Raw genomic sequence first — 24,755 nt, 5'->3', positions numbered from 1 at the left:
AACTATGTAAGATTATTCACATTCATTTGAAATTTCCGATATGATAAATGCATTAATGAAGCTTGAATGACCTTTGCTTTTATGAAATGGCGCGCGAAGATAACTTGGAAACATATACTATAAATGGGTATATAGGATGATGGATAGATTACTTCATTTAACCGTGCCAACCTTGCGCTTAGAAGATAGAGATAAAGGAGTTGCTTTTGTGAATACAAATATTGCTTGGCATGATGATGTGCATTTACTTACAGTGAAAACGGATAACATTTCTTTATCACTTCACAGTAATGAATCAATCATCGTTTATTGGGAGGATAAAAATAAGTCTTTTCAAGCAAAAATAGAAAATTTAATCGATGATCATACTTGTACAATGAGCGTTTTTGATGAGCTACCAATAGGTGAAAACCTCTTTCTTATATGGAATGAAAGAAGGATGCCGATCTACCCACGAGGGATCGTACGGACGAGTTGGTTTGATGATCAATACTTTGCCCACGATGCTATATTAGGTGCCACATGCACGAAAAAATCAACAAAATTTTCGATTTGGGCCCCAACAGCTACTGAAATAAAGCTATATTTAAATAGTAAAAACTTTTTGTTAAAAAAACAGACACATGGTGTTTGGGAAGTTGTTCTGTATGGAGATTGGCATGGTTTTGCCTATGATTATGAAATAACCGTCAATGGAAAAAAGGAACGTGTAAATGACCCTTATGCGAAAGCAATGCTTGCAAATAGTGAAAAGAGCGTTGTTGTTGATTTTTCAAGAACGGAACAAATGCAACAAAAACGACCAATGGTTCAACATTTACAAGATGCCATCATTTATGAGCTCCATGTTCGCGATGCAACGATTCATCCGCAAAGCGGAGTTATAAACAAAGGAACATTTCTAGGATTGACGGAAAAAGAAACGAAGACAGAACAAGGTTTTTCAACTGCTCTTGCCTATGTAAAGGAGCTCGGCTGCACACATGTTCAGCTCCTGCCAATTAATGATTTCGCTCGTGTCAATGAGCTTCTTCCAATGGAAAGCTATAATTGGGGCTATGATCCATTATATTTTCAAGTACCCGAAGGAAGTTATTCTCTATCCCCAAATGATCCAATTGCAAGAATTAATGAATGTAAAAAGATGATTGATTCCTTCCATCAAGAAGGTTTATCTGTCATTTTAGACGTTGTTTATAATCATGTTTTTATAATGAAAGAATCACCTTTTGAAAAACTCGTACCGGGATATTATTTTCGCTATCATGACGATGGAACAGTTAGTAATGGAACAGGGGTCGGAAATGATATTGCAACGGAGCGGAAAATGGTAAGAAAATTTATTTTGGATACGATCAATTTTTGGCTTGGCGAATATAAGGTAGATGGGTTTCGGTTTGATTTAATGGGAGTGATCGATGTTGAAACGATGAAATCGATTTATAATCGCTCTGTTCAAGAAGATGTGCCAATCATGCTTTTAGGTGAAGGGTGGGAGCTATCAACGGCCCTCGCAAGCGAGAAGAAAGCGACCTCTTCACAATCACATCAATTACCAGGAATCCGCTTTTTCAATGATCTTTTCCGCGATTCATTGAAAGGAAATCTATTTCATAACGATGATTTAGGCTTTGTGAATGGCAACGGTCGCTTTATAGAAAGGTTGCCGCATCTTGTTACCGGCTCTGCATTAGAGGAGTTCGGCATTCCATTTGCGGCAGACGTTGACCAAACAATAAATTATGTTGAGTGTCATGATAATCATACGCTTTGGGACCGCCTCCTTATTACGAATCGTCATGCAACGGAACGAGAACGAAAAAAAATGCATCAACTTGCGTCAGGACTTACATTGCTCAGCCAAGGAGTCCCGTTTATCCACGCGGGGCAGGAATGGTTTAGAACGAAGCAAGGAGATGAAAATAGCTATATTTCCAGCGATGAAATTAATCAATTAGATTGGGAGAAAAGAGAATTAGAAGATGAGTATATCAAATTCATAAAAACGTTAATTGCCATTCGCAAAAAACACTGGGTATTTCGTTTACGTTCAAAGCAAGAAATTAGGAGACGATTCCATCTGCTAGAAACACCATTCCCTGTATTTGCCTTTGCTCTTTTTGGTAATTTAGAAGATATATCTGTTTACGCTAACCCTTCAAACGATCATTATGATGTACGCCTGCCATCGTCAGCAACATGGCAAGTGATGGCAACAAATGATCGAGATCGAAATGTAATGCATGATATAAAGGGCGAGTTCACGTCGATTGGACCATATGAGTTCATCGTGTTGAAAAAAAGCCGGGAAAACAACTAAAGGTGCCATTGTTTGGCACCTTTACACTTTGTACGATTTTAATAACTCGACTTCCTCTTCCGTTAATTCACGATATTCTCCGAGCTCAAGGGTTGGATCCAATTCAAGCGGCCCCATCGAAATGCGCTTTAAATAGATAACTTTTTTTCCAACTGCTTCAAACATCCTTTTCACTTGGTGGAACTTCCCTTCCGTGATCGTTAATTCGATATCTGAATGCAAGCCCGTTTTAATAATCTTTAACTCCCCCGGCTTTGTATGATAGCCATCATCAAGTGTTACCCCTTGACGAAATGCCTCAACATCTTCCTCCGTTACTTCTTGGTTAATGACCGCAAAATATGTTTTCGGTACATTTTTTTTCGGAGATAATAGTTGATGTGAAAGCTGCCCATCATTCGTTAAAAGCAGAAAGCCCTCCGTATCTTTATCAAGACGGCCAACGGGAAAAGGAGCGTAAACACCATCCTCATATTCAAGTAAATCAACGACAGTTTCCTTGCGGCCATCTTCCGTTGCAGAAATAACACCAGATGGTTTATTCATCATTAAGTAAATAAATTCTTTATAATGTACTTCTTCTCCTAAAATGACGACGGAATCCTCATTCGGGTCAATATGTACTTTGCCATCTTTGACTGGATTTCCATTAACCGTTACACTGCCATTCCGCAACATTTTCTTCACTTCTTTTCTGCTGCCATACCCTAGGTTTGCTAGCAGCTTGTCAATCCTCATAAAATTTCACCTCTTTTCTTTTTTTAGGCATGTGCCCATACCATTTCTACAAAGCATCATAGGCTAATGATGCAGGACTTCAACGAAACGGAGTGAAAACATGATGAATTATCAATATTACCAACAACAAGTACCGACTACGAGTATGCATCCACAGCCTTCTGATCGACAAATGCCACCTCCACAGCAGCAATTTGGTGGGTTTCCTGGCATCCCAGGGTTTCCAGATTTCTCTCAAATGAACAGAAGAATCGAGCGGCTTGAAAGACAAGTGGAGCGACTAGACCGTCGAGTTGACAGGATTGAAAGGCGTTTAGGCATGACTGGTCGCCCAGAACACTTTACCCATCAAACCGATTACACTGATGGATATTATTAATTACATTGAAAAAGAGATGCGCGATTGTATCTCTTTTTCTTTCTATCACGACAGGCGCAAACGCTTTTTAAGCTTCTGAAGTCGAGCGCCGAACAAACGATCAGCAAGACCTGATCTAAGACCGAGATAGGCGTAAACAATTCCGCCAACGCCGGCACAAACGATAATGAGTACAAGCGATTGGAGTCGTGTTTCCGGTGTTAGAACAAGAAGCAAAGCTTTATATACAAAATAAACCGGAACTGCCATCATCACATTAAAAATAACAATTAAAAGCGTTCTTCGATAAACGAGTTTGAACGGATAGTAAGCGAATTTCTTGATGACGATTAAATTAATAATGATTGAAACAGTATAACCGAGTGCCGTTGCATATATCGCTCCTTCTACTTCAAACGCTTTGATAAGCGGAATATTACTGCTTAGCTTTACAAGCAAGCCGCATAGTAAGCTTAAGATCGTGTAGCGCTGTTCATCAATTCCTTGTAACACGGCCGCTGTAACTGCATATAGTGCAAAAAGGATCGCAACTGGCGCATACGTCTGAAGCACTTGTGCTCCATATTCATGATATCCAAAAAAAGCAGTATACATCGGTTCAGCAAGCAAAGCCAACCCGAGTGCAGCTGGCATTGTAATAAATAAAAGCACCTGAAAAGTCTGATCAAGCTGGCGAAACATCACACGTCGATCCCCTTTTGCATATGATTCTGTCACAAGTGGGACGAGTGTTAAAGCGAATGCCGTAGCAAGCGAAACTGGAATGATCACTAATTTATGGGTTGTAAAGTTTAAAAGACCAAGCCCACCCATAGCTTCTGCTGATCTCCCAGCCGCTGCCATCGCCCGGCTAAACGTATTTTGATCGATATATTGATAAAGCGGATTTGCAATTCCAACTAATATGAATGGAAAAGCGTAAACGATAATTTCCTTATACATGCTCATCATCGACACATTAAGCATTCCTTTATCATGCTGTAAAAGCTCATTCAGCCCTCGTTTACGTCTACTCCAATATAAAAGCAATACGATTAGGCTAGCAAGCCCACCGACGAAAGCGGCAAATGTTGCGACACTAGCAGCAGCAACGATATCTTTTTTCAATACATGAAGAACGACAAATGCCCCGCCCAATAGGAAGACGATGCGGACAAGCTGTTCAACAACCGTCGATACGGCAGATGGCCCCATCGATTGATGCCCTTGAAAAAAGCCTCTTATTAAGCTCATCACAGGGATAATGATTAAGGCAAAGCTAACGGCTCTCATAACACTTGTAACTTCGGCAACGGTAAATGCGGTTTCTTCATCCACACCTTCGATTGCCATTTGCGCAAGCCACGGTGCAAGCCCGTACATCGCAAGAAAGGCAATGATCCCTGTCCCAAGCATGACATAAATGCCCGAATGAAAAAGCTTGCGCCCAACAGCATACTCGCCAAGCGCATTATATTTTGCAATATATTTTGAAACAGCGAGCGGTACCCCCGCTGTGGCAATACTAATAAAAATCGTATATGGGACATAGCTCAATGAATATAGGGCTACTTGCTCCTCCCCGCCCATAATTGCATAAAAAGGAATAACATAAATGAGCCCTAGAACTTTCGATAAAATCGTTCCTAACGTTAAAATAAATGTGCCACGAATTAATTTAGAAGACATACACTCTCTAACTCTCCAATTCGTTATTGATATTTTACATCATTAATTTTTTCACACTACTTGATAGTTTACAGGTATCGACGTGATTTGACAATGAACAGTTATGTGTCCTTGCTTTTCCACACAAGGAAATTTACAATAAGAACATTATATAACAAGGTGATGAACGGAAAATGTATGATGTAATTGTCATAGGCGGTGGACCTTCAGGGTTGATGGCTTCCATTGCTGCGGCTGAAAAGAATGCAAAAGTACTATTGATTGATAAAGGGAATAAACTCGGGCGGAAGCTTGCTATTTCAGGGGGCGGACGCTGTAACGTGACGAATCGGCTCCCGATCGATGAAATCATTCGCCATATCCCTGGGAATGGACGGTTTCTCTATGGGGCATTCTCTGTCTTTAATAATGAAGACATTATTCGCTTTTTTGAAAACCTCGGCATTGAGCTAAAAGAAGAAGATCATGGGCGGATGTTTCCCGTTTCAGATCGCGCTCAATCTGTCGTTGATGCATTATTATCATTGATGAAGGAGCTAGATGTGGAAGTGCGAGTAAATACGCCAGTAAAAGATGTACTCTACACTGGCAGTAAAACTTCCGGTGTTCTGTTAGAGACAGGCGAAAAAATTTCAAGTTCTGCCGTCGTCATTGCGACTGGCGGGAAATCAGTGCCACATACTGGCTCAACCGGCGATGGCTTCCCATGGGCAGAAGCGGCAGGTCACACAATTGCCGAGCTTTTTCCAACAGAAGTTCCAGTCACATCTTCTGAACCTTTTATAAAAGAAAAAACATTGCAAGGTTTATCTTTGCGTGACATTGCACTAACTGTATTAAATCCGAAAGGAAAACCGCTCATTACTCATCGAATGGACATGATCTTTACTCATTTTGGCATATCTGGTCCTGCTGTATTGCGGTGCAGTCAATTTGTGGTGAAAGCGAAAAAAAGGTGGAAAATAAACGAAGTTGTCATGTCGATCGATGCTTTACCGGACATACACAAAGAAGAACTCTTTCAAACACTTTCAAAACAAATGAAGGACGAACCAAAGAAGACAATCAAAAATGTTTTAAAGGGACTCGTACCTGAACGCTATCTTTTATTTTTATTGGAGCGAGCAGAAATTGACCCAAGTACAGTATGTGCATCCATCTCAATGGAGAAGCTACGGAATTTTGCAGATGTATGTAAGCAATTTCGTTTCCATGTGAACGGGACATTGCCGCTTGAGAAAGCTTTTGTAACAGGGGGTGGCGTCTCTGTCAAAGAAATCGAACCTAAAACGATGGCATCAAAAATCATGCCGGGTCTCTTTTTCTGTGGAGAGGTATTGGATATTTACGGTTATACTGGCGGATACAACATCACATCCGCATTAGTAACTGGAAGATTAGCAGGTGTAAATGCAGCCAAATATAGTTTGATTTAAATAAGTAAAAGGTTGTCAAATGGGACAACCTTTTTTCCATTTGTTTGAAATGATTTCTTCATTTCAATGGTAAGTTGTTGAATTTTTTTGAACATCGGACTTCACAACTTGAAGTTTTGTCCTCATTTCATTTTGTCTTTGATGAGGCGTATCCAATTTTTGCAGAATATAGTTTAAAGCTTTTTCCATTAACAATTACCTCCCTTAAACTTATCTCGTACCACGAAAAGGCAGGCTGCATATACTTTTATTTTACATACAAAACCATTGCACTAAAACAGTAAATTTGTTCCGAGGCTGTTCCCTGAATGGCTGCTACATTGTATTTCACATCAACGATGTCTCTTTCTTCAATTTCACTGAGAAATGCATTCATTTCTTCCTCAAGATCTTGCTCATGCTCACAATCAAATAATTTCACTTGTACCATAGCAGTCCCCTCTCCCTTTATTAAGATTTTATCCAGCTTAAACTATATTCATACAATTCTGATTTTCACTAGTCATTTATTATTCACTTAGACTAATATGTATACTAGAGAACGTGGGAAATATGAATCAAATTGAGAGAAAGGTTACTAATATGTAGAGTAGACGAATAAGGCTTCACACTATATATTGAAACGATAAATACAGATTTGATGAATTCCTCCTATTATTCAGTAATGTACAGAAAATAATATAAGCCATTCTCACAGGAGAATGGCTTATTAGTTATTTACGCCTCCGCATAATTGCAGTCAGATTTTTTCGAGTTCGTACCCGTAGGAGGCGGCGAATTTGAGCTGCCGTCCCAAGCTCCTCTAAAAATCTGTCACTTCCATCGCAGGCTTGAATCTGCAAATCTTTTTGTACCGAAAGCGAAGCGTCAGGTACAGGTAGTTTGGAACTCCACTTATTTAAAGGGACATCCCGCTTTCATCAGGAAAGAAAACAGCTGCGAATCATCACAATTTCGGCTTCTGTTCTCCTGTCCATTCAAGCATGCCGCCTACCATATTTGTTACATTGTAGCCATACTCCATTAAGAATTCACATACACGGCCACTGCGTCCACCAGATCGGCAGACAAGAATATATTCCTTGTCTTTATCCAATTGATCCAAATGATCAGGAATCTCCCCCATTTTGATATGTACTGCTTGAGGGATCATTCCTTCAGCTACTTCATCATCTTCACGCACATCAATTAAATGAATGTTATTCCCTTCAATCAATTGATTTCTTACTTCTTCTGGTGTAATCGTTTTTATTTCTGACATATGCCACACCTTCCTGTTTAAAATTCACATCTCATTATAACAAAGTGCAACGCTGAATACACCGAGTCCGTATGATTACTTATACTTTAAATACATGAATTTCCTCAAGCAGTTTTTGTGAAATATCTTCTAATTCTTTGGAGTCAAGTGAAGCCTGATCAATAGAGGTTAATTGTTTTCCAACATCCTCCTGAATCTTAACAGCCATTTGATTACTATAATTTGTATGCTCATTCATGACATGAACCGTTGCTGATAGCTCCTCAGAATTGGCCGATATTTCATGAATAATCATATTCACATCTTTAATTTGCTCGGAAATATCTTGAATGGAAGTCATAATCGTTTGAAATTGAGTTCCCGCATCTTCAATCGCTTTACTGCTTTTTATAACTTCATCCTTCCCGTTCGTCACCTTAATTACTGTTGATTTTGTTGACTGTTGAATCTCAGATATTAGGGCACCTATTTCATTCGTGGCGTTTTGAGATTGCTGCGCCAACTTTCTTACTTCTTCCGCAACAACTGTAAAACCTAATCCATGCTCCCCTGCCCTAGCAGCTTCGATGGATGCATTAAGTGAAAGCAGATTTGTTTGTTCTGCAATGGAGCTAATAATTCCCGTGATTTGTGCGATTTGATTCGAACGTTCATCTAATTCTTTAATTAATTGGACAGATTCACTTACTGTTCGATTGACATTACCCATTTCATTAACAGCATGCGAAATAAATGTTTGACCTTTTTTCGCTTCTTCTGTCATAGCTGTTGAATTCGTTGATACTTTCGAGGATGCCTCAGCAATTTTTTGTATATCTGTGGCAATCGCTTCGAAAGCAACCGCACTTTCTTCCGTACTTGCCGCTGTTTCAAGTGATAAACGCGCGACATGTTGGATACTCTCATTCGTTTGATTCGCTAAATTTCGATTATACATCGCATTTTCAGAAAGTCGGATCGAAGCACTCGACATCATTTCTGCTGTATGTGAAGTATTTACAATCATTTTTCTAATTCCTTCAACCATGTTTTTAAGAGAGTGTGTGAGTTGCCCAATCTCATCCTGGCGATCAGGATGTTTCATATGTATTTGATCTGCAATTTGCAAATTACCAACTTCAATCTCATTCATCATATTCGTTACATTCCTAATCGGACTTGTCATCCTTTTTGCGATGAATAATGCAACAACCAGGGACAATAAGAAGGTAATCACACTTACAATGATTGTCACCTTTGCAATTTCTCGTGTTTCCGTCGTTAATTCAGCAATCGGAACACTTGAAAATAACAACCAATCCGTTCTGCCAATTTTTTTCGCTGTAACTAGATCTTTATTAGCTGAAACAAACGTTACCGCTGATTCATCTTCTATTTCTTTATTTTCGATTTCCTTTATAATTTGACTGCTATTATTTCCAGCTTCTTCATTACTTTGTGAGATGACTTCCCCTTGTTGATTAATAAGTGTAAAATAGCCCGATTCTCCTAAGCGTATCTCTTCAATACTTTTATTAAATACTTCATCATCTACCTCTATTAAAAGGATTGCATTTTGATTTAGGACCTCTCTACCTACAAATGTATGATGTTTTTGTTCATTTTCCTCACTTGGGATCGAATACCAAACAGAAGTACCATTTGCTTGATGAATCTGCTCTAATATTTCTTTCATTCCCGGTGCTTCGATATTAATATTTGTTCGGATTGCATCACCAATTAATTCATCATCATGTATGAGTAGAATCCCTTTCATATTATTGCTCGTATTCGTTTGATGAGATAAATAGTCTTCAATTCCACGCATTTGCAATACGTATTCAAATGAATCCTTATCCATGCCAGTCGTTTTCAAACCATTTTTCACATTTGAGGATGTTGAAATATTTAAAGAGGTTCGATCGACCTCAACAAGTCTTTGTTCATAATTTGTTACGACCTGTGTAATCAATTCTTCTGTCACATCACTTACTTTATCTCGAATAAGCGATGAGGCCATTTCATATGAGAAGTAACCTATGAAACTAACTGGAATCATTGAAAATAGGATTAAAATAACGAGTAACCGCTTACCAATTGATGGGCGTCTTAACGCATTTTGCATCTTTCTAAACAACTTTTTCATACAAACGTTCCTTCCATATATATTGTTCACCTACCAATGATAACGAATTAAAAACGTTATCATTTTCCTCCGTTTACCTTCCTTAAAATTCTGATACTTCCTTCAATCAAGAATTGTTCACCGAATTCTATTTTACTTGTCAGTTACAAAATTAACAAGGACTATTCTCATATTTATTCTTGTAAGCATAGGTCCAATGAATCATTTAAAGAATAGAGTGACTTTGAATAGTATATTAAATGAAAATTTATACGGTTGTTTATGCAAATTTCTAGAGATGCATTTTTAACATAGTGAATCCTTTTTGAAAAAGGGGAATAACGATTCCTTAATATTAAAAGAAACGCTTGGATGAATTAAATCCAAGCGTTTCCGGCATTTTCGGGTAATCAAAGCGAAGCTAGTATTTAATTTGCTACGATATTGACTAACTTCCCTGGTACAGCAATCACTTTACGAATCGTTTTTCCTTCAATTAACCCTTTAATTTTTTCGTCATTTTCAACAAGCTCTGCTAGTTGTTCACGTGTTGTATCACGAGCGACCATCATTTTGGCACGAACTTTTCCGTTAATTTGAACGACAACTTCCACTTCATCATCAACAAGCTTTGTTTCGTCGTAAACAGGCCATTGTTCATATGTTAATGATTGTGTATGACCCAATTTCTCCCAAAGCTCTTCTGCGATATGTGGGCATATCGGCGCCAACATTTTGACGAACCCTTCAATGTATTCTTTCGGAAGGACATCCGATTTATATCCTTCATTGATGAATACCATCAGCTGTGAAATTGCTGTGTTAAATCCTAATGTTTCATAGTCAGCTGTCACTTTTTTCACAGTCTGGTGATATACCTTCTCTAGCTCTGGGCCCGCACCTTCGCGAATTTTATCCGTTAAACTTCCATCTTCATTGACAAGTAAACGCCAAATCCGATCTAAGAAACGACGTGAACCATCAAGACCTGTCGTTGACCATGCAATCGATGCTTCCAATGGTCCCATAAACATTTCGTATAGGCGGAGTGTATCTGCACCGTGACTTTCGACAATATCATCCGGATTGACAACATTCCCTTTTGATTTACTCATCTTTTCATTATTTTCGCCAAGGATCATCCCTTGGTTAAATAATTTTTGGAACGGCTCTTTCGTTGGTACAACACCAATATCATATAAAAATTTATGCCAGAAGCGTGCATACAATAAGTGAAGAACAGCATGCTCTGCTCCACCAACATAAATATCAACTGGCAGCCATTTTTTTAATAACTCTGGGTCTGCTAGTGCTTCATCATTATGTGCATCGATGTAGCGTAAGTAATACCAGCAGCTTCCCGCCCATTGTGGCATCGTATTCGTTTCGCGACGACCTTTCTTCCCCGTTTCAGGGTCGACAACATTAAGCCAGTCTTCAATATTCGCAAGCGGTGACTCGCCTGTGCCTGACGGTTTAATTTCATCTGTGACAGGAAGTAAAACCGGAAGCTGATCTTCAGGAACACCTGTCATCGTACCATCTTCCCAATGAATGATCGGAATTGGTTCGCCCCAATAACGCTGGCGGCTAAATAACCAGTCACGAAGACGATACGTTACTTTCTTCGTACCTTTTCCTTCTTTTTCAAGCCAATTAATCATTGCAGAAATCGCGTCTTCTTTATTCTTCCCATCAAGGAAACCAGAATTTACATGTGCGCCATCGCCAGTATAGGCTGATTCCTCAACATTTCCGCCCGCAACGACTTCTACGATGTCCAAACCGAATTTCTTTGCGAACTCATAATCGCGCTCATCATGCGCCGGAACTGCCATGATTGCACCTGTTCCGTATGACATCAGCACATAATCAGCAATCCAAATCGGTATTTTTTTGCCATTTACAGGGTTTACTGCGTATGCGCCTGTAAATACTCCTGTTTTATCTTTCGCAAGATCCGTTCTTTCAAGATCACTTTTCGAAATCACATCAGCAAGATACGCTTCGACAGCTTCCTTCTGTTCAGACGTCGTAATTTCATCAACAAATGGATGTTCTGGAGCAAGCACCGCATATGTTGCACCAAATAATGTATCAGGGCGTGTCGTGAAAACAGTAAATGTTTCATCGTGTCCATCAATGCCAAATGTTACCTCTGCCCCTTCTGAACGGCCAATCCAATTGCGTTGCATATCTTTAATGCTTTCTGGCCAATCAAGCTCCTCTAAATCTTCAAGCAGACGGTCAGCATATTTCGTAATTCTTAAAATCCACTGTCTCATTGGACGGCGCTCAACTGGATGGCCACCGCGTTCACTTTTGCCGTCAATGACTTCTTCATTAGCAAGTACAGTTCCCAATGCAGGGCACCAGTTTACTGGTACTTCATCTACATAAGCAAGCCCTTTTTCATATAGCTTTAAAAAAATCCATTGTGTCCATTTATAATAATTTGGATCAGTTGTATTAATTTCCCGATCCCAATCATAAGAAAAGCCTAATGATTTGATCTGGCGCTTAAATGTTTCAATATTATGCTGGGTAAATTCAGCCGGATCATTCCCCGTATCAAGCGCATATTGCTCAGCTGGAAGACCGAAAGCATCCCAGCCCATCGGGTGGAGAACGTTATAGCCTTGCATCCGCTTCATGCGTGAAAGAATATCCGTTGCCGTATATCCTTCAGGATGGCCAACGTGAAGACCTGCACCAGATGGATATGGAAACATATCGAGTGCGTAAAACTTTTCGCCTTCACCATGTGCATCCGTTTTATACGTTTTATTTTCATCCCAATACTTTTGCCATTTTTGTTCAATTTCCTTATGCTTGAAACTCATGTACTTTCCTCCTAATCTTCATAAAAAAACAGAAAAACCCCTCATCCCGGAAAATTCCTGGGACGAGAGGTTTGGATTCTCCCGCGGTACCACCCATATTAGTGCATTTTGCACTCACTCATTTATCCTTAACGCGGAACACGGCACGAATTACAAGGATTTACTAAAAGTAAAAAATCCGTTCACACGCGCAACTCAAAAGGTGAGTTCATGATCTTCCAGATTGGCTTGCACCTTCCGCCAACTCTCTAAAACAGGAGCGAATCACTACTATTCCATTTTTTAACGTTTCATATATATCTAATATGTATATCCTATTGTAGTTAATTTTATACATATATTCAAGCCTCATTTCCAATCGGCGAACGAACGAATAAGTATAATATTCATTTTTCTCGGAAACATATACGTAGAGGTGATAATTGTGGGAAGAGACCGACAAGAGAAAAAATTAAAGAACATGAGGAAAGTGGAGTCTGATCGCGACCAAGCTTTGCATTATGGCGGTGCAACGAGGTATGAGAAACCCGGAGAAAAAGGAAAAAGCATAAACGAATCATAACAAAGCAATGGCCTAGCCATTGCTTTGTTTATATTTTAATGGCCAATCATAAAAATACGTAACGATTAATGCGATAATAAGCAAGACCATCAAAAAGCCAAATAGTATCGTCATTCCATACAGATCAACGAGCATCCCGCCAATGACGGGACCAATCATTCTTCCACCTGTCGCTGTACTGTTTACGATGCCTTGATAAAATCCTTTTCGATCTTTTGGTGCGAGCCGGTCAGCAACTGTTGGAACAATTGGCCAAACGAGCATTTCCCCAACGGTCAAAATGAGCATCGCGGCAAGGAATCCTTTGAAACTACCAGACATCCCCGCTACCCCAAATGAAAGAATAAAGATTAGAAATCCGGCAAACATCTGCCCTTTCATTTGCTCATTATATTTTTTCAGCATCCATTGTAAAAGTGGCTGTGCCAACACAATTAATGCACCATTTATCGTCCATAAGAAACTATATTGCTTTAATGAAATATGAATCTCTTGTGTATAAGCTGCGATCGTTGATAGCCATTGCACATAGGCAACCCAGCCAAGAAAATAGGCCACACATAAAATCATTAGTGCGTATAATTTATGCTTGTTGCGAATTGGCTTTTGTTGCTGGTTCGAATGAGCTTGGCCAATCCGCTCGCCTGTAATATTTTTATAGCCAAAGGCAATAAATAAAAAGATAACGTACATGAGTAAGTTGGCCATGAATATATAATTGAAAGAATATGAAGCAACAAATCCACCTAATGCGGAGCCAAGTGCTACACCAGCATTTTGTGCAACGTAAACCGCATTAAATGCTTTTCTTCCACCTTCTTTCCAAACATACCCTGCCATCGCATACATAGAAGGCATGATAATCCCGCTTCCAAAGCCAACAATGATCAAAAAAATGACATAATGAGGCCAACCATGCCAAATTGATAAACCTGTCAATGCTACAATCGATATAAAAATTCCAAGTAAAATCGAACGATATCCTCCAAGTTTATCGTATACGACTCCGCCTAATAAATTCCCGATCACACTTGCGCCTGAATTTAACATAAGAACGAAACCAGCAATTGATAATGATTTTCCTAAATGTTCATGAATATAAATGGCATTTAACGGCCATAAAAATGACGTTCCCGTTACATTTACAAGCATTCCAATCACTAATAGCCATAATGCTTTCGGCATGTGATTCACTACCCTTTCCACACTAACATTTCGATACCCTAAGCAATTCTAGTCTTTTTTCTATGGAAGGGCAAGATAATTATAACTGGAAAGAAGATTTTTTATCACGGCACTTTGGAAACCAAAGTGCCGTGATTCATTTACATACGTAGCATGTGCCAACGTATATCAATTACACCTCGGCGCAATGCACCACATTTTTTTCGAACTCATGCCCACAGGACACGACGAACTTAGGTTACTTCCTCAGCTCCTCGAAAAAATCTGTGATATCGCCGAAGGTTTCACTTGAATCAGCAAAGCTTTTTATACCGTAAGCGAAGCGTTAGGTATGGGGAGTCTGAACTCCCTCGGATTCAAGTTAAAGCGGATGATCATGATCTGTAAGAATCATTTTGTTTTGCAGTTGCTGAAGTTGTAGTCGCTTGCGGTAAAGCTGTTCTCTTTGCTGTGCATTCGAGCAATCGGAAAGCTTCTCCAACTCGATGACCGTATTTTCCAGTTCCTGCTGGGCTTCGCTGAATTCCACATCATAATAATGTTCTTGCCGATTTGCCGATTTATATTGCTCCTCGGCCGCAAGAATGGCTGATTCACAACGATTCAAAAAATGATCGATCGATTGACGTGTTGCCATGGATATCCACCTCACATCCGCATTTAAACATACTCATTAAAAAGTATGTTCCCCATTAGTTTGTTCTCAAAAGGTCATTGCTATGTTACAATTTTTCAAGTGAAAATAATAAGGAGAGTGCTGAATATGGCTTCGGCAAACCCGTTTTTATCTATAAATAACAATAAACGTTACCATACATGGAATACTCATTTAAGAAATCATTTTGGTCATAAAGTATTTAAAATCGCTTTAGATGGTGGATTCGACTGTCCCAATCGTGATGGGACCGTTGCATATGGAGGATGTACTTTTTGCAGCGCGGCAGGATCTGGAGATTTCGCTGGTGATCGTGCAGATGATCTCATCACCCAGTTTGACACGATTAAAGCGAAGATGCATCAAAAATGGAAAGACGGTAAATACATCGCTTATTTTCAAGCATATACAAACACGCATGCTCCAGTGGAAGAACTAAGAGAAAAATATGAAACCGTCTTACAACAAGAGGGTGTTGTCGGTCTTTCAATTGCGACTCGCCCAGATTGCCTGCCAGACGATGTCGTCGACTATTTGGCTGAATTGAATGAACGGACATACTTATGGGTCGAGCTTGGTCTACAAACCGTTCATGAACGAACAGCTTTGCTCATTAATCGTGCCCATGATTTCCCTTCCTACGTGGAAGGTGTCAATAAGTTACGAAAACACGGCATTCGCGTGTGTACACACATTATTAACGGACTCCCGCTTGAAACAAATCAAATGATGATGGAAACAGCAAGAGAAGTCGCCAAACTTGATGTGCAAGGAATAAAAATTCACCTTCTTCATCTTTTAAAAGGAACACCTATGGTAAAGCAATATGAAAAAGGTATGCTTGAATTTCTTTCGCTCGATGAATATGTCCAGCTTGTCTGCGATCAATTGGAAGTTCTTCCACAAGAGATGATAATCCACCGCATTACTGGGGATGGACCGATCGATTTAATGGTTGGACCGATGTGGAGCGTTAATAAATGGCAAGTAATGAACGCGATTGACGCCGAAATGAAGCGCCGAGATAGTTGGCAAGGAAAATTTGCCCATGCCGAAGAAAAGGAAGGATTTGTATGAACTTACAGCGCGTACTTGAATTTGCCAGAACCATTTTAAAAAACGCCGTAAAACCTGGTGACATTGCTGTTGATGCAACGACCGGAAACGGCAATGATACATTATTTTTAACTTCAATCGTAGGTCCAAGTGGTCATGTATACGGATTTGATATCCAAGAAGCCGCCATTTATAAAACGCAGCAGAAGCTTGATGGGGAAAATGTCTCTGATCGCGTCACTCTTTTTCAAACTGGACATGAGCATCTCCTTGAGGTCATTCCCACTCGTGATCATCCCAATATTACCGGAGCGATCTTTAATCTCGGCTATTTACCGCGAGGAGATAAATCGATCGTTACGAAGTCTGACACAACGATTGCCGCTGTTGATCAACTATTAAAGGTGATGCCTAGAGGAGGAACAATCGTCCTTGTCGTCTATCACGGACATCCCGAAGGTGAAATCGAACGTGATGGCTTGCTTAAATATGCCAAAGATTTGAATCAAGAACAAGCCCATGTTCTTCAATATGGATTTATCAATCAAAAAAACAATCCGCCATTTATTATTGCAATTGAAAAAAAGTAAACACGGCTTCATGAAAATGTAGAAATAAAGTGTCTTTCAAATGATGATCGACACTTTTTTCATTGGAATAAATTATCGGCGTTTCGTTATGGGACGGAATGTTTCTCACCCTCAAGCCGTAATTTTACTGTTGCAAGTGAAGTAAGTCCACCATCAAGATAAAGAAAACCGTTCTCGCGTTTTTTCTTGTATAAATCGTATAAAAGCGGATTGTCAGTTATCATATATAAAGTTACGACATCCATGCTTTCTTCCAACGAGTGCAAGCCAATGATCAATTCACTTTTTACCTTCTCCAAGGATCGTTTAATATGATTTGGAAGTGTAGTCGGCACTGCAATCCTTTGTAAATTAAGAGCGCTTTGTACGTATTCATCTCTCGCCGTTAGAAAATACATATATATATATTCCTCATTCAATGGAAGATCAGACTTGTCAAATCGCTCCATGCTTGAAGCAACTAAAGTATGGATATCTTTTTCAAAATTTAAAAATGCTTGCCTTTGCATATCCTCATTACTTTGCGCGTGACTAGCTGAAGGAAATAAATGAATAAAACAGCTTATTAGCAATATGGCCTTCCACATTCCGAGTACACGAATGATCATGATCTAAGTCCATCCTTCATAAGATGTATTTTTCTTATACCTTTAAATCATAGTATCGTCCTCATCACGGAAGATATGTACTTAGGCAAGCCTTCGATTCATAAACATGCTTTTTATCCAACGATATCCGCGGCCATTCCAATAAAAAAAATAACTAGTAACGCCGCCATGCTTCATTACTTTCCTAGCCAATATGCGAACCGACTTTTGTTTATTTACTTTTTGATCAGAAAAATACACACCGAGTAAACCACGATTAATTAATTGGTGAAATTTTTTATCTGGCAACTTACTCGTATGCCGATCTGCTTCTTGGAAAAAATGAACCAAGCGTGAAAATAATTCATCCTCGTTTTTATAGTAAAAACAGAAGTTCAAATCCCCGCCTTCGCGGTCCTCTTCTTGATCAATAAAGTAATCGAGCAAAATGTGCAAACCTTGGATATATGGAAAATAACCTGACAATATCGTTTGCGCATGCCGTTTCTCAAAATCATTGCGAAAGGCATAAGAAACGAGACAAAAAATCCCCAATGTCGAACCAGAACAGGCAGAAAATTCATACCAATCCATTTCTGGCAACATCTTTTTATTTTCACAAAACCAATTTTGCAATCGTTCTTCACGCTCTTCCACTGCTACATGCTTATGTATTTGCAAATCACAATAATAGCGACAAAGCTCAAGCAAATATGGCTTAATCTCCTCGTAATTTTTCACTTTTGCCAAAACCGATTGACATGTTTGCATCAATTCACTTAAATATCCCCCATCATTTTGATCGTCTCGATAGCGATAATAAGACCTTGGCAACTCACCTACTGATAATGCATCGATCATTGACTCATGCAATGCTGCAAAATCGTTCGGATCAAGTGATGTACTTCGGTCACATAAATTATCTAAATAATCGCTTATCGTCTGGTAGGCGACGATAAATTTAATCGCTTCTTCTCGATGCTCCAAAGCCGTTAAGGCCATAATTGATCCACCTTCACAGTGGAACGTCTTATGCTCAATACTTGCTAATGCCTGATTTCTCAATTCTTTATTCGGAATTTCTTCAGCCCGTTTTTTCCAATAATTTAGTTCTTCATGAACGACAGGCATAATTCTTCGATACACTTGATTCATTAATGTTAACGGTTGTGAAGGCAATGCCATTTGAAAAACACCTCATTTTCTCTTCGATACATACCCCATTACGCGTAGTCTCATTTCAACAAAACTTTTCGCGTATTCCAAAATCAAATCCCTCTCTGGCTCATTAAAAACTTCGTGATAGCATAATTCCCATTCTTTATACAGCTTTTCGCGAATATTAAGTTGATTAAACCATTTCTTAACGTCTTCCTTATTTACAATCTTATCATCCCCGCCTTGCATAACCAAAAGAGGGACATCGGAAAAGTTTGAAATATTTGTGAAGGCTGCTTTCATTGCCTTTAATAATTCACGATACCAGCGAACAGATACTTTCGTTACATATAAACTATCATTCAACGCACGTTCTTTCACATCTTCATTCCTTGTCGTTAAATCAATGGTTAAATTACTGCTCACTCTTAATTCAGGTACAATCCAATTCAATCCGACAGATATAGCATTGAGGGGCATCGACGGATATTCAACAAGCCCAAGACATGGAGATGATAATATGACACCGGCAATGTTTATCTCTTCGCTTTGCAATAGGCGAATAACCGTTAACCCCCCCATACTATGACCTAGCATGAACACAGGTAAAGCATAGCTATTTGCCTCCTCAACCCAGCTTTTCACTTCTTCAACATATTGGGCAAATGAGTCAACATGCCCCCGATGAGACCGTGTTGTTAAGCCCTGACCAGGCAAATCACCAGCAACGACATGAAAGCCGGCCAGTAACCACATATCAATTAACCAGCGATAACGCCCTTGATGTTCCATAGCTCCGTGCACAATGACAATCACCGCTTTTGCTCTTCCATTTGCTTCCCATTTTCTCATTGCACAGCGCCTTCTTTCCATTCATTTAATTTTATTCTACCCAGTTTTCAGCGCTTGAAAGACAAACCTCGCTTTTTTCGCTAAAATAAATATAACAACAAATAGGAGGTACAATTGGCAATGGCTATTTATCCTTACAATGGAAAAACACCGGATATTCATCCTTCTGTCTTTATTGCGGATTATGCAACCATTACCGGCGATGTCAAAATTGGCAAGCAATCAAGTGTCTGGTTTAACAGTGTGATTCGCGGTGACGTAGCAGCGACAATCATTGGAGAAAAAGTAAATATTCAAGATAACTCAGTATTACATCAAAGCCCGAATAATCCGTTGATTATTGAAGATGAGGTAACCGTTGGGCATAGCGTCATATTACATAGTGGCATCATTCGAAAAAGAGCTTTAATTGGAATGGGGTCAATTATTTTAGATGGAGCCGAGATTGGAGAAGGAGCATTTATTGGAGCAGGCAGCCTCGTTCCTCAAGGGAAAAAAATTCCGCCAAATACATTAGCTTTCGGGCGGCCTGCAAAAGTGATTCGTGAGTTGAATGAAGAAGATATAAAAGATATGGAAAGAATTGCATCTGAATATGCCGAAAAGGCAGAATATTATCAATCACTTCAAAAATGATCGATGTAAGCCGATATGAAAGATAAGAACTTATTATCTTTTAAGTAAGGTGATCGTATATGAACGCATTGCTTGTCGTCCTAATCGCGAGCGTCCTCGGCTTACTCATTCTTTGTTTCATAAAACATAAACGGCAGCCACTCCTTTCTACCATTTTATCTTTGATTGTTATGATTGCATTTTGCCTATTCGTCATATATATCGGGGAAGGTCATGGGGAAGCGAGCGAAGCAGAAGCTGTTAAGGCTACTCCTATTCAACTAGAGAAAGCGACGTTGATTAAAATAGAAGAATCTGTATTGATCGATGCTCCACATATTCAGCAATTGCCTGAATTACCGCGTGGCTGTGAAGTCACTTCACTCGCTATGTTACTTAGAAGTGCCGGGGTACAGGCAGATAAAATGACACTTGCTAAAGAAGTGAAAAAAGATCCGACAGACCGAACGATCGTCAATGGACAAATTCATTTTGGAAATCCGCATAAAGGGTTTGTTGGAAACATGTATACATTTAATGAACCTGGATTTGGTGTCTATCATAAACCAATTATGGAACTGGCAGAATCATATTTACCAGGACGAATCGTCAACTTATCAAACCAGTCATTCGAAGAATTAAAAATTCCTCTTTCTGATGGACGTCCTGTTTGGGTCATCATTAATTCACATTATAAAAAGTTGGACGATTCCTTCTTTGAAACATGGCACACAGCTGATGGCGAGATTCAGATAACGATGAAGGAACATTCTGTACTAATTACGGGCTATGACGAGCATTTTGTTTATTTTAATGACCCACTCAACTTACAAACAAAAGCTCCGATCGAAGATTTCAAACAATCTTGGGTACAAATGGGCAGCCATGCACTTACCTATTCTTATGAGGATTGATCAAGGCTTAGGTAATCGAGCTTTAGTAGTTCAGTCTTCATGGAAATAATCAAAAACAACAGTATAAACATCGTGCTAAATTACATTCGGCTAGCACGATGTTTTTTGTTGAGATTTAAACAATATGCATTTTAGCTGAAATCCACACTAAAATCACATTATTAGTGTTAAATACGATGGTATAAGAATAAAATCTGTTAGGTAAAAAAACAACGTGTAAAAAGGAGATGTACATATGAAAACCAATGGAAACTGAAAAAATGAGAAAATATTTAATCGAACGATAAAATCGAAGCAAATACATGATTGCGTTCTATTTATTGAAAACACGAATGGAGATTTTTCATACAACAATGAGTATGGGGACATGAATTTAGACTCACCCCTACTTATGGCAAGCATCACAAAGTTATTTACAACTACTTGTATTTTGATTTTACGGGAGCAAGGCCAGCTGTCACTAGATGATAAGGTAACAAGTTTTTTCGACAACAACACGCTGAGTGGGATTCATAAATATAAGGGGAAAGAGCATTCTTCAAAATTGACAATCTCTAGTTTATTGTTTCAAACAAGCGGACTGCCGGATGCTTTTACAGAAAGTAAAAATAGCCTTAAAAAACGTGTTCTCTGTGAAGATATTCATATCAATTTTGATGAAGTAATATCACTGACCAAACAAATGAAACCACACTTTGCACCTAACACAATGAAAAGAGCTCATTATGCAGATGTCAATTTTGATATCCTCGGAGAAATAATCGAAGCGATTACTAATTCCTCATTAGAAGATGTATATAAGTCTTTGATTTATGAACCTTTGGGACTTGTGAAAACATATTTACCTAAAAGCGAACATGATTTTGTTCCCGATATTTTTTATAAAGGAAACGTCATTTCCCGTCCAAACTTCATCAAAAGCTGTCGTGCTAGTGGTGGAGGTATTAGCACAGCACGTGAATTGATGATATTTATTAAAGCTTTCTTTGGTGGGAATTTATTTAAAAAAGACGTTTTTCATCAACTAGAAAAGTATAACAAGTTACAAACTTCCATGTATCCAATTCAATATGGTGGTGGCTACATGCGAATACCATTAAATGGTCTTTCATCTCTTTACATGGGTAAAGGAGAATTAATTGGGCATTCGGGCTCAACGGGTTCGTTTGCTTTTTATTTTCCTGATAGTGATTTGTTTTTAGTTGGTGATCTAAATCAGTTGGCAAATCCCGCATTGCCAATTCGATTGGCGATGCAGCTTGCTATATCAAATCAATTATCATAGCTTAATTACGCCCCATTTTTCGAGGACGCGGCGAACTTAGGTTGCCTTCTTAGTCTCCTCTAAAAATCTATAACATTTGCAGAAGCTCTTCATTTGAATCAGAGCATTGAAAGCGAAGCGTCAGGTACAGTAAGTTTGAGCTGCCCTGATTCGAGTTCAATAGAAATATTTTAAAACGCTTGGAAAATTTATCCAAGCGTTTTGTGTGTTAATAATATTGTTTTTGATAGGAAATTATAAGGATGATATTTAATATTTTCTCCATGTTATCTGAAGTACTTATACATGAAGCCTCTTACCCATTTTTCCTTTTCATTCAGTTTGTCGCAATCGCTTTTTCATGTTGAAAGTCGTATTGCTCTTCCAAATAAACAGCATGCCACACCATAAAGACAAGCGCCGTCCAGATTTTACGGCTATGATCTAATTTCCCTTGGCAATGGTCCTCAAGCAATTGTAAAATATAGCGCTTATTAAGAAGATGATCGGTTGCGCTGTTTTTAATAATATCTTTCGCCCAATCGTGCATTTCATCTTTTAACCAATGGCGAATCGGCACAGGGAAGCCAAGCTTTTTACGATTTAATACGTGATCAGGAACGATTCCTTCCGCCGCTTTCCGTAAAATATATTTGGTAGTTCCCTCAGCCGTTTTCAAGCTCGTCGGGATATTAGCCGCAATGTTGAATACTTCCTTATCAAGGAATGGAACACGCACTTCAAGCGAGTGTGCCATCGTCATCCGATCGGCTTTTAATAAAATATCACCGCGCATCCACGTATGAATGTCAATATATTGCATCCGTTCTACCGGGTCATAGCCGATGGTCTCTTCATAAAGCGGCTTCGTAATTTGGCGATAATCAATGCGATTATCATAACGGACGAGCAATTTCTGCTTCTCTTCTTCTGAGAACATTTTTGCATTACCGATATAACGATCTTCCATTGGTGTTACTCCGCGTTCAATAAAGCTTTTTCCTTTTACTCCTTCAGGAAGTGCAGCTGCAAGACCCCGCAACAATGATTTACCGATTTCAGGAATTTTATTAAAAACCTCCAATGATTGTGGCTCACGGTAAATATTATAACCGCCGAATAATTCATCCGCCCCTTCACCTGATAAAGCAACCGTTACATGCTTGCGCGCTTCACGAGCAACGAAATAAAGCGGAACACATGCAGGATCTGCAAGCGGATCATCCAAATACCACATAATTTTCGGCAATTCCTTCATATATTCTTCGGGAGTGATCACATAGCTAATATTTTCTAAACCTAATTTATCCGCTGTTTCCTTTGCTACATCAATTTCACTAAAGCCATTTCGCTCAAATCCGACGGAAAAAGTTTGGATGTTCGGATGGAATTGTTTCGCAATCGATGCAATAATCGATGAGTCGATTCCGCCAGATAAGAAAGAGCCGACAGGTACATCACTGCGCATATGCAGCTGTACAGAATCAATTAATACATCCCTAATTTTTTTCACATATACGTCTTCAGATTTTTGAATCGGCTGGAAATGCGCTTTCCAGTAGCGGGTAATTTCCATTTTTCCACCAAGCTGCTTAGTAAAATAATGGCCTGGTTCGAGCTTTTTAATGCCAGTAGTCATCGTATCTGGTTCTGGAACGAATTGATAGGTCATATATTGCTGCAACGCTTCAGCATGAATCGTTTGACCTTCGCTTGCAAGTACGATGCTCTTTTTCTCTGATGCGAATAATGTTCGCCCTGCTTCTTCTTTATAAAAGAAAGGCTTAATGCCAAATTGATCACGGCAACCGAATAATTGCTTTTCCTCTTTATCCCAAATGACAAAAGCAAACATGCCGCGCAGCTTGTCTACAACCTTCTCTTTCACTTTACTATACAAAGCAATAATCACTTCTGTGTCAGATGCCGTTTGAAATGCAACACCTTCCTGCTCAAGCTCTTCTCGTAACTCCACAAAATTATAAATTTCACCGTTGAAAATAATCCAATAACGTTCATTTTCATAAGCTAACGGTTGGTGACCACTTTCAATATCAATAATACTAAGTCGGCGAAAGCCGAATTGGACATACTCATCCTCAAAATACCCTTCGTCGTCTGGTCCACGATGGGTAATCAAATCATTCATTTGCTTAAAAACTTGTAGATCGGGCTTTTTCTGCTCCAATGCCTGATCATTAATACAACCGATAAAACCGCACATTTATGCCACCTACTCTATTAAGATTCGAGCGCAATCATTTCATTATCTATGCGTCACATACTTGATAATACTATCACTAATTTTCGTTGTTGAAAATTAAAAATTGGTAACTTCTTTGTTAAATATATGAGTAACAGTAAACATTCGTGTTTCAAAATGACATGGCAAACGATGTCGCTGCTCCGCCTTATAAAAGTCTGCACTTTAATCAATTACCCATCAGCGTTTTTTTTGAGCTCACTCTAAAAATCATCCGTCAGATTCATCCGGCCACTTATAGAATTGAAGGGATTTCGCTGATTAAAATAGACAAGCGATTACGCTTATATATATTTTACATGATT

General features: G+C 39.0%; 22 protein-coding genes, 1 pseudogene and 1 other annotated feature. Of the genes and pseudogenes, 9 read left to right on the top strand and 14 right to left on the bottom strand.

Annotated elements, in window-relative coordinates; all coding sequences use genetic code 11:
• The first annotated feature begins 136 nt into the window (after positions 1-136).
• Complete coding sequence (gene pulA, locus KHA95_RS11200; protein ID WP_249316838.1) at positions 137-2,320, top strand: type I pullulanase; 2,184 nt, start codon at positions 137-139, stop codon at positions 2,318-2,320.
• Positions 2,321-2,341: 21 nt separating this feature from the next.
• Here pulA and KHA95_RS11195 read toward each other — a convergent pair whose 3' ends face one another.
• Positions 2,342-3,058 (bottom strand): pseudouridine synthase, encoded by a 717-nt coding sequence (locus tag KHA95_RS11195; protein ID WP_213137595.1) that lies wholly within the window; start codon positions 3,056-3,058, stop codon positions 2,342-2,344.
• Between the two features lie 100 nt (positions 3,059-3,158).
• Here KHA95_RS11195 and KHA95_RS11190 point away from each other — a divergent pair, with 100 nt between their 5' ends.
• Entirely contained in the window at positions 3,159-3,437 is a 279-nt protein-coding gene (locus tag KHA95_RS11190) for a hypothetical protein (RefSeq protein WP_249316837.1), read from the top strand.
• 45 nt (positions 3,438-3,482) lie between these two features.
• On the opposite strand, the gene KHA95_RS11185 is transcribed toward KHA95_RS11190, so the two are convergent.
• Positions 3,483-5,105, bottom strand: a complete 1,623-nt coding sequence (locus tag KHA95_RS11185) for a putative polysaccharide biosynthesis protein (protein ID WP_213137594.1) — start codon at positions 5,103-5,105, stop codon at positions 3,483-3,485.
• A 173-nt stretch (positions 5,106-5,278) separates the two neighbouring features.
• Between KHA95_RS11185 and KHA95_RS11180 the strand changes: the two genes are divergently transcribed.
• The gene (locus KHA95_RS11180) at positions 5,279-6,541 is read left to right on the top strand and encodes a BaiN/RdsA family NAD(P)/FAD-dependent oxidoreductase (protein ID WP_213137593.1); all 1,263 of its coding nucleotides are present in this window, start codon (positions 5,279-5,281) and stop codon (positions 6,539-6,541) included.
• Positions 6,542-6,604: 63 nt separating this feature from the next.
• Here KHA95_RS11180 and KHA95_RS23170 read toward each other — a convergent pair whose 3' ends face one another.
• The 6 genes and pseudogenes from KHA95_RS23170 to leuS form a co-directional block, all read right to left on the bottom strand.
• A complete protein-coding gene (locus KHA95_RS23170) occupies positions 6,605-6,730 on the bottom strand; it encodes a hypothetical protein (RefSeq protein WP_283248166.1) in 126 nt (41 codons plus the stop codon).
• 58 nt (positions 6,731-6,788) lie between these two features.
• Positions 6,789-6,971: a sporulation protein Cse60 gene (locus tag KHA95_RS11175; RefSeq protein WP_213137592.1), complete on the bottom strand. Its 183-nt coding sequence runs from the start codon at positions 6,969-6,971 to the stop codon at positions 6,789-6,791.
• A gap of 516 nt (positions 6,972-7,487) precedes the next feature.
• Complete coding sequence (locus tag KHA95_RS11170) at positions 7,488-7,802, bottom strand: rhodanese-like domain-containing protein (protein ID WP_213137591.1); 315 nt, start codon at positions 7,800-7,802, stop codon at positions 7,488-7,490.
• Positions 7,803-7,881: 79 nt separating this feature from the next.
• Entirely contained in the window at positions 7,882-8,739 is an 858-nt protein-coding gene (locus KHA95_RS23365) for a methyl-accepting chemotaxis protein (protein WP_481748441.1), read from the bottom strand.
• Between the two features lie 84 nt (positions 8,740-8,823).
• Positions 8,824-9,477: pseudogene (locus KHA95_RS23360) on the bottom strand (sensor histidine kinase); the annotation flags it as partial.
• A gap of 857 nt (positions 9,478-10,334) precedes the next feature.
• Entirely contained in the window at positions 10,335-12,749 is a 2,415-nt protein-coding gene (leuS, locus tag KHA95_RS11160; protein WP_213137589.1) for a leucine--tRNA ligase, read from the bottom strand.
• A gap of 55 nt (positions 12,750-12,804) precedes the next feature.
• Positions 12,805-13,044 (bottom strand) — a binding site (T-box leader).
• 129 nt (positions 13,045-13,173) lie between these two features.
• Here leuS and KHA95_RS11155 point away from each other — a divergent pair.
• Positions 13,174-13,311 (top strand): YpzI family protein, encoded by a 138-nt coding sequence (locus KHA95_RS11155; protein ID WP_213137588.1) that lies wholly within the window; start codon positions 13,174-13,176, stop codon positions 13,309-13,311.
• A 12-nt stretch (positions 13,312-13,323) separates the two neighbouring features.
• Here the strand turns inward: KHA95_RS11155 and KHA95_RS11150 are convergent, their stop codons facing one another.
• Positions 13,324-14,496 (bottom strand): MDR family MFS transporter, encoded by a 1,173-nt coding sequence (locus tag KHA95_RS11150; protein ID WP_213137587.1) that lies wholly within the window; start codon positions 14,494-14,496, stop codon positions 13,324-13,326.
• A gap of 361 nt (positions 14,497-14,857) precedes the next feature.
• Positions 14,858-15,133 carry a YtzC family protein gene (locus KHA95_RS11145; RefSeq protein WP_213137586.1) on the bottom strand — a complete coding sequence of 92 codons (276 nt, stop codon included), beginning with the start codon at positions 15,131-15,133 and terminating at the stop codon, positions 14,858-14,860.
• Between the two features lie 126 nt (positions 15,134-15,259).
• On the opposite strand from KHA95_RS11145, the gene mnmL reads away from it, so the two are divergent.
• Both mnmL and mnmM read left to right on the top strand, forming a co-directional pair.
• A complete protein-coding gene (gene mnmL / locus KHA95_RS11140; protein ID WP_213137585.1) occupies positions 15,260-16,228 on the top strand; it encodes a tRNA modification radical SAM protein MnmL/YtqA in 969 nt (322 codons plus the stop codon).
• A complete protein-coding gene (gene mnmM / locus KHA95_RS11135) occupies positions 16,225-16,797 on the top strand; it encodes a tRNA 5-(aminomethyl)-2-thiouridylate-methyltransferase MnmM (protein ID WP_213137584.1) in 573 nt (190 codons plus the stop codon). The genes mnmL and mnmM overlap by 4 nt, the downstream gene beginning before the upstream one ends.
• A gap of 86 nt (positions 16,798-16,883) precedes the next feature.
• Here mnmM and KHA95_RS11130 read toward each other — a convergent pair whose 3' ends face one another.
• The 3 genes from KHA95_RS11130 to KHA95_RS11120 form a co-directional block, all read right to left on the bottom strand.
• The gene (locus KHA95_RS11130) at positions 16,884-17,405 is read right to left on the bottom strand and encodes a hypothetical protein (RefSeq protein ID WP_213137583.1); all 522 of its coding nucleotides are present in this window, start codon (positions 17,403-17,405) and stop codon (positions 16,884-16,886) included.
• An 81-nt stretch (positions 17,406-17,486) separates the two neighbouring features.
• Positions 17,487-18,569, bottom strand: coding sequence for a tetraprenyl-beta-curcumene synthase family protein (locus tag KHA95_RS11125; protein ID WP_213137582.1), 1,083 nt, complete (start codon positions 18,567-18,569; stop codon positions 17,487-17,489).
• Positions 18,570-18,581: 12 nt separating this feature from the next.
• The gene (locus KHA95_RS11120; protein ID WP_213137581.1) at positions 18,582-19,394 is read right to left on the bottom strand and encodes an alpha/beta hydrolase; all 813 of its coding nucleotides are present in this window, start codon (positions 19,392-19,394) and stop codon (positions 18,582-18,584) included.
• Between the two features lie 120 nt (positions 19,395-19,514).
• Between KHA95_RS11120 and KHA95_RS11115 the strand changes: the two genes are divergently transcribed.
• From KHA95_RS11115 to KHA95_RS11105, 3 genes are all read left to right on the top strand, one after another.
• On the top strand, positions 19,515-20,030 hold the full coding sequence (locus KHA95_RS11115) for a gamma carbonic anhydrase (RefSeq protein ID WP_213138065.1): 516 nt from the start codon (positions 19,515-19,517) through the stop codon (positions 20,028-20,030).
• Positions 20,031-20,089: 59 nt separating this feature from the next.
• Positions 20,090-20,923: a C39 family peptidase gene (locus KHA95_RS11110; protein ID WP_213137580.1), complete on the top strand. Its 834-nt coding sequence runs from the start codon at positions 20,090-20,092 to the stop codon at positions 20,921-20,923.
• 268 nt (positions 20,924-21,191) lie between these two features.
• Positions 21,192-22,208, top strand: a complete 1,017-nt coding sequence (locus tag KHA95_RS11105) for a serine hydrolase domain-containing protein (RefSeq protein WP_213138064.1) — start codon at positions 21,192-21,194, stop codon at positions 22,206-22,208.
• Positions 22,209-22,524: 316 nt separating this feature from the next.
• Here KHA95_RS11105 and asnB read toward each other — a convergent pair whose 3' ends face one another.
• Positions 22,525-24,411: an asparagine synthase (glutamine-hydrolyzing) gene (gene asnB, locus KHA95_RS11100; RefSeq protein ID WP_213137579.1), complete on the bottom strand. Its 1,887-nt coding sequence runs from the start codon at positions 24,409-24,411 to the stop codon at positions 22,525-22,527.
• Between the last annotated feature and the right edge of the window lie 344 nt (positions 24,412-24,755).

Origin of the sequence: Bacillus sp. FJAT-50079 (assembly GCF_018343515.1) — a bacterium.
In the GTDB taxonomy this organism is placed as follows: domain Bacteria; phylum Bacillota; class Bacilli; order Bacillales; family Bacillaceae_C; genus Lederbergia.
The sequence above is the reverse complement of the archived record's forward strand: the minus strand, read 5'-3'. Positions and strand labels throughout refer to the sequence as shown.

What these genes read in the sequence shown, in the direction of transcription:
- pulA (WP_249316838.1), top strand. Translation starts at nt 137, where the DNA reads ATGATGGATAGATTACTTCATTTAACCGTGCCAACCTTGCGCTTAGAA.
- KHA95_RS11195 (WP_213137595.1), bottom strand. Translation starts at nt 3,058, where the DNA reads ATGAGGATTGACAAGCTGCTAGCAAACCTAGGGTATGGCAGCAGAAAA.
- KHA95_RS11190 (WP_249316837.1), top strand. Translation starts at nt 3,159, where the DNA reads ATGATGAATTATCAATATTACCAACAACAAGTACCGACTACGAGTATG.
- KHA95_RS11185 (WP_213137594.1), bottom strand. Translation starts at nt 5,105, where the DNA reads ATGTCTTCTAAATTAATTCGTGGCACATTTATTTTAACGTTAGGAACG.
- KHA95_RS11180 (WP_213137593.1), top strand. Translation starts at nt 5,279, where the DNA reads ATGTATGATGTAATTGTCATAGGCGGTGGACCTTCAGGGTTGATGGCT.
- KHA95_RS23170 (WP_283248166.1), bottom strand. Translation starts at nt 6,730, where the DNA reads ATGGAAAAAGCTTTAAACTATATTCTGCAAAAATTGGATACGCCTCAT.
- KHA95_RS11175 (WP_213137592.1), bottom strand. Translation starts at nt 6,971, where the DNA reads ATGGTACAAGTGAAATTATTTGATTGTGAGCATGAGCAAGATCTTGAG.
- KHA95_RS11170 (WP_213137591.1), bottom strand. Translation starts at nt 7,802, where the DNA reads ATGTCAGAAATAAAAACGATTACACCAGAAGAAGTAAGAAATCAATTG.
- KHA95_RS23365 (WP_481748441.1), bottom strand. Translation starts at nt 8,739, where the DNA reads ATGTATAATCGAAATTTAGCGAATCAAACGAATGAGAGTATCCAACAT.
- leuS (WP_213137589.1), bottom strand. Translation starts at nt 12,749, where the DNA reads ATGAGTTTCAAGCATAAGGAAATTGAACAAAAATGGCAAAAGTATTGG.
- KHA95_RS11150 (WP_213137587.1), bottom strand. Translation starts at nt 14,496, where the DNA reads ATGCCGAAAGCATTATGGCTATTAGTGATTGGAATGCTTGTAAATGTA.
- KHA95_RS11145 (WP_213137586.1), bottom strand. Translation starts at nt 15,133, where the DNA reads ATGGCAACACGTCAATCGATCGATCATTTTTTGAATCGTTGTGAATCA.
- mnmL (WP_213137585.1), top strand. Translation starts at nt 15,260, where the DNA reads ATGGCTTCGGCAAACCCGTTTTTATCTATAAATAACAATAAACGTTAC.
- mnmM (WP_213137584.1), top strand. Translation starts at nt 16,225, where the DNA reads ATGAACTTACAGCGCGTACTTGAATTTGCCAGAACCATTTTAAAAAAC.
- KHA95_RS11130 (WP_213137583.1), bottom strand. Translation starts at nt 17,405, where the DNA reads ATGATCATTCGTGTACTCGGAATGTGGAAGGCCATATTGCTAATAAGC.
- KHA95_RS11125 (WP_213137582.1), bottom strand. Translation starts at nt 18,569, where the DNA reads ATGGCATTGCCTTCACAACCGTTAACATTAATGAATCAAGTGTATCGA.
- KHA95_RS11120 (WP_213137581.1), bottom strand. Translation starts at nt 19,394, where the DNA reads ATGAGAAAATGGGAAGCAAATGGAAGAGCAAAAGCGGTGATTGTCATT.
- KHA95_RS11115 (WP_213138065.1), top strand. Translation starts at nt 19,515, where the DNA reads ATGGCTATTTATCCTTACAATGGAAAAACACCGGATATTCATCCTTCT.
- KHA95_RS11110 (WP_213137580.1), top strand. Translation starts at nt 20,090, where the DNA reads ATGAACGCATTGCTTGTCGTCCTAATCGCGAGCGTCCTCGGCTTACTC.
- asnB (WP_213137579.1), bottom strand. Translation starts at nt 24,411, where the DNA reads ATGTGCGGTTTTATCGGTTGTATTAATGATCAGGCATTGGAGCAGAAA.